General features: G+C 73.2%; 4 protein-coding genes and 1 pseudogene. All 5 read right to left on the bottom strand.

What is annotated here, in order from left to right:
- Positions 1–539: pseudogene (locus QH270_RS33460) on the bottom strand (hypothetical protein); the annotation flags it as partial.
- Between the two features lie 90 nt (positions 540–629).
- Positions 630–1,808, bottom strand: a complete 1,179-nt coding sequence (locus tag QH270_RS33455; protein ID WP_104362266.1) for a hypothetical protein — start codon at positions 1,806–1,808, stop codon at positions 630–632.
- Between the two features lie 317 nt (positions 1,809–2,125).
- Positions 2,126–2,470 carry a hypothetical protein gene (locus QH270_RS33450; RefSeq protein WP_063125119.1) on the bottom strand — a complete coding sequence of 115 codons (345 nt, stop codon included), beginning with the start codon at positions 2,468–2,470 and terminating at the stop codon, positions 2,126–2,128.
- A gap of 41 nt (positions 2,471–2,511) precedes the next feature.
- Positions 2,512–2,823 (bottom strand): hypothetical protein, encoded by a 312-nt coding sequence (locus QH270_RS33445; protein ID WP_063125120.1) that lies wholly within the window; start codon positions 2,821–2,823, stop codon positions 2,512–2,514.
- A 142-nt stretch (positions 2,824–2,965) separates the two neighbouring features.
- Positions 2,966–4,600 carry a VWA domain-containing protein gene (locus QH270_RS33440; protein ID WP_104362268.1) on the bottom strand — a complete coding sequence of 545 codons (1,635 nt, stop codon included), beginning with the start codon at positions 4,598–4,600 and terminating at the stop codon, positions 2,966–2,968.
- Positions 4,601–4,753: the final 153 nt, after the last annotated feature.

Here is a 4,753-nt window from a genome sequence, read left to right as displayed (position 1 = left end):
CCCCCCCCCCCCCGCCCCCCCCCCCCCCCCCCGGGCCTTTCCCCGGGGTCGCCGGGCCAGCAGCTTCGGGGCGCCCCCGGGCGCCGCCCCGGCGGGGCGGGGCCCCTGTCGTTGCGGACCCCCCACGACGGCAACGCCCTGTACACGGTCACGGTCTGCTCGTCGCCGTCGTTGCCGCTGTCACTTCCGCTGTCGCTGGTGTCTCCGCAGTCCTGTTTGGGCAGCTGGTCCAGGGTTGCCACGACCACCTCGCGGGCGGCTGTTTCGAGGTCGCCGTAGAGGGTGCCGGTCAACGGGCCGGTCATGACACGCACCGCACCGGAGTGCGGGAAGAACTCACCGTCGGTGGTCACCTGCTCGTAGCGCAACGCGATCGGCACCCACGGCACCAGCGCGGCCAGCACGGGCATCTGCAGTTCCCGCACCGCCGTCTCGGCGATGGCGATCCACAGCTCGAGGCTGTCGGGGGCGTGGCTGGAGTCGGCGTACACCCGGTACAGGGCCGCGCCCAGGATGGTGGGGGTTGGGGTGGAGTACATAGTCGAGCACCTTTCTCAGAGGTTAGGTTGAGAGGGCGGTGTCGGACTCCCCGGAGGTAGCAGCTCCGGGGATTCCGGCATCGCCCAGTTTCAGGACGCGAGGGTGAATTTCTTGGGGGCCGTGCTGGTCTGGCTCGCGGTCCCGCCGTCGGTCAACTTGACCAGGGCGTTGTGGACCGCGCCGCTGGACCGGTTCAGCGCTTTGCCGATCTGGTGTGGGGTGAACTCCTTTCCGGGGTTTTCGTGCAGGAAGTCCTCGACCTGTCCCCGCAGGGCACCGGCGGGCAGGCGTTCGACCGTCGACTCCGCGTCGCCCCCAGCGCCGTTGTGGGCCGCCGCCGGGGGTTCCGGGGCCACGGTGGCGGTTTCGTCGCCCGTGGGGGCGGCTGCCGCCGTCTCCGCCGTGGTGTCGGGCGCGGGGTCGGCCGGGGCCGCCTGTTCGGCGGGGGTGGCCGGTTCGGGCGCGGTGGGTTCGGCCACAGCGGGTTCCGGAGTCACGGGGTCGGCCGGTGCGGGCTCCGGTTCGGCGGGTGTGGTGGCCACCGATTCGGGCGCGGCCGGGGCTGGGGACGGTTCGGGTTTCGCTCCGGCGGTCCAGCTCTTCCCGGCCCGAGGCTTGCCCGGATCGGTGGCCGCCCACACGGCCCCGGCGAGTTCCCATTCCGTCAGCAGATGCCGCGCCGCATTGGTCCCGATGGCCGCAATTTCGGCCAGATCGGCGGTGGTGCTGCCGGGGTGGGTTTCCAGCGCCTTCCACAGTGCCCGAGCTTCGGCGCTGTGCAACGCGGGCACCTGCGCCGCCGACACCGTCGCGGATTCGGGTGCGGGCTCGCCGGTTTCGGGCGTCGATCCGACCGGTTCGGCCGTCTCAGGAGACACCGCGCCCGGGTCGGTGGGTTCGGCCGGATCCGCGTCGGTGTGTTCGGCCGGGCCCGAATCGGCGGGCGCGGTGGGGGCCGGGTCCGGTTCGATGGTGGCGGGTGTGCCCGTGCCCTGGGTCCAGGTCTTGGCGGCGCGGGGCGATGCGGGGTCGGTGTGGGATTGGGCGCACCCGGCGGTTTCCCACTGAGTCAGCAGCCGCCGCGCGGTGGACTGGCCGATCCCGGCGATGTCGGCCAGCGCGGCGCTGGTGTTGTCAGGGTGTGCGCGCAGCGCCGCCCACAACGCCCGGGTGCTGTCGCGGCGCGGTACCGGCACCGACCGCGAACCGTTTTCCGGGGTGGGTGCGGCCGTTTCCGTGGCCACGGCGGCGTTCTTGGTTTTCGACATGGGGGTTCCTTCCAACAAATGGGTTTGGTGAATTCGGTGATGTCCCCGGGCGGGGACGGAATGCGCACCGATCGGGGCGATTCCCCGGGCGGTCGGTGCCGTTCCGGTTTCCATGACCGCTCGATAGGGCGTGTGATGTCAAGCGGAATGTGGAAATTGGTTCCGGTCGCGAATTCCTCTCGTCCGATTCCGTAATAGCCTCGGCGCGAGCGGAATTCGAGTCGCCGGTGTTGACTCAGGGATGGCGAGGCGCCTCCCGCCGGCAGCCTCGCCGCGGGCGCGTGGCACGCGAGCCGAGGACTCGATACACGAGCCGGTCACGGGTGCACCGGTGACGGGTCGGCCGTGTCGGTGCCGGGCTCGCCGGAGTCGGCCTCGGAAGGTTCTGCGTTGCCGGTGGCGGGCTGGATGTCGAGGGCCTCGCGAAGTCGTCGCCCGCCGCCGGTCAGCTCGTAGTCCACATGGTGGTCGAGTTCCCAGCTTTCAGCGCACTCGACGCAGATGGTGTAGCCGTGGTGGCAGCGGGTCGGGTTGCGTACCACCAGGATTCGGCCGGGCGGGTCGTCGCTGTCGCGCAGCCTGACCACGACGTAGTCGTTGCCGCTGAGTTTGGCTCCCGGTTTGATGACGCCGTCCTCGTCGTGGGCGCGAGTGTCTTTCATGGGGGTGCTCCTGTTCGGGTTCGGTTGGGGTGCTAGCGGGTTCACCGGGCGAGGCGCGTGTGCAGGGGGCCGGTGGTGCGGTCGAGCCACACCGTCACCGCGTGCAGGTGCGAGCCCCGACGCAACCTTCCGGCGGCCCCGGCGGCGTAGGCGGCGATGTCGTCGGGGTGCACGAGGTGGATACGCGGGGCGGCGTAACCGCCGGTGCCGCCGGTCACGTGCGCCACGGTGTACATGCCGCGCTCGTCGTGCGGGCCGGTGGCGTAGATGACGAACTGGTCGCCGGTGACGGCGTTGGCGATCACGTAGATCGCGTCGAGCGCGGCGGTGGTGGGAATCGCGGGATCGGTCACGGTGTCTCCTGTGGTTGCCGCCCCGGGGTGCGGGGCGGGTGGGTGATGGTTGGGGCCCGCCCGGGGCACCCACCCCGCCCCGGGCCGGTGGCCCGGGGCGGGGGGGGGCCCGGGGGCGGGGGGCCCCCCCGGGGCCGGAGGTTTAGGCGGCGCGCACGGCGGCAGTGATGGCGCGGGCGATCGCGGTGGCGGTGGCGGCCGGGTCGCTGACCACGTGCACGGTCGCCCCGTTCAGCGGAGTCGGGGCTCCCGGGCGGCCGGGGCGCTTGCCACTCTCGGGTGCCAACCACAGCACCGCGCACCCGGCCGCGCGGACAGCGTCGAGTCGACGCTGTGCGGAGGCGCGTTCGTGGGGTCGGTAGATGCCGTCGGAGATGATGACCAGTAGCCGTGTCGCGCCGGGCCGTGACAGGCCGAGGGCCCCGTCGAGGGCGACCGTCGCGGCAGCGAGGGCGTGGTATTTGTCCGGGCAACCGAACTCGGCGACCTGGGCGGGGGCGGTGCCGGGGTAGGTGATCGGGGTGACCTTCGCGCCGAAGGTCACGGTCGCGGTGGTAGCGGGCATCGCGGCCAGCTCGGCGGCGCGGGCGATGATCCACGCGGCCGAGGACACCGGCGCGGCGAACGCGCTCATCGAGGAGGACACGTCGCACGCGATGCCGACCTGCAGCGGCGGGTACGGGCTCGTTTTGCGGGCGGTGCGGGTGAACGGTTCGGCGGTCGGGATGGCACCGGCGGCGAGCTGTGCTTGGCGGGCCAGCACACCACGCATCCGCACCCGGCCCGGCGGGACCACCGAGGTCGTTTTCACCGTGGCGCGTTCGCGGGCGGCGGCGGTGTCCAGCGCGCGGGCCAGCACCCGCGCGGCGGTCTGTTCTGTGCTCAGTGGGGTGCGGGTGCGGGCTACGGTGCGCGAGTGCCCCGGTGTCTCGCCATCGCCGAACACGTGCTCGGCCATCAGCTGTGCCTGTTCGGCAGTGGCGGCGGCAGCCTCGCGCGCGGCGGCAGCGGACTCGGCCGGGTCGGCGGGCACCGGGTTCGCCGCGACCTCGCGGGCGATGGCGGCGGCGGTGGCCTCGATGGCCGCGCCCAACAGCGAGGTCGGTACCGGTGTGGTGTGCGGTTCGGGGCCCACGATGTCGAACCAGCGCCGCCCGAGTTCGAGCATGGCGGCGGTGTCGGTATCGGCCACGGTGTGCGCCTCACGCCAGATCGCGCGCAACGCGGCGAGGGTGTCGGTGCCGAGGATGGACTCGATCTCGCGCACCAGCGGCGCGCATTCGGACTCGGTCAGTACCCCGGCATCGATCCGGCCGAGCACGAGGGCGGCGTTGTGGGCGGCGGCGTAGGTGGTGCGCGGGAGGTGCGCGGCGGCACTCGCGCCGCCGTTGTCGCCGATCACGATCTCGGTGGCGCTGGCGCGCAACCAATGCCGGTCATCGGGGCGGCGGCGAATCTGGGCGGCCTCGATCCGTGACTCCTCAAGCAAATCCGCCGCCTTCACCACCTCCGGGTGCGCCAGCAACGGGGCCCGCCACACCGAGTGTTTGGCGTGCGCGCACTCGTGCACCAACGCACCCCACACCGCCGGGTAGTGGTTGCGGTCACTGTTGCGGGCCGGGCACGCGGCGGCCGGGTCGATCTTGAGTCGGGACCCGTCGAGTTCGATCGCGCGCAGTGCGGGCACGAACACCGCCGGGTGCCCGAACGCGGCACCGGGGGCGATGCTCACGGTCAAATCGTCACGGTCGGCGATCGGCGGAACCTCGGCGGTCATGGCGGCCGAAAGGGTGGCCCATCCCCCGGTGACCGGCACAGACGTCGGGGCGGGGGTGGCAGGCGCGGCGGCGGGGGCCGCCCCGGGGGCGGCCGGGGGGGGGGGGGGGGGGGGGGGGGGGGGGGGGGGGGGGGGGGGGGGGGGGGGGGGGGG

Source organism: Nocardia neocaledoniensis (genome assembly GCF_029868625.1).
Classification (GTDB): domain Bacteria; phylum Actinomycetota; class Actinomycetes; order Mycobacteriales; family Mycobacteriaceae; genus Nocardia; species Nocardia neocaledoniensis_A.
Note: the sequence above shows the minus strand (reverse complement) of the source record. Positions and strands in the feature narration are given on the sequence as shown.

Coding starts and splice junctions, on each gene's coding strand:
- QH270_RS33455 (WP_104362266.1), bottom strand. CDS start 1,808: ATGTCGAAAACCAAGAACGCCGCCGTGGCCACGGAAACGGCCGCACCC.
- QH270_RS33450 (WP_063125119.1), bottom strand. CDS start 2,470: ATGAAAGACACTCGCGCCCACGACGAGGACGGCGTCATCAAACCGGGA.
- QH270_RS33440 (WP_104362268.1), bottom strand. CDS start 4,600: ATGACCGCCGAGGTTCCGCCGATCGCCGACCGTGACGATTTGACCGTG.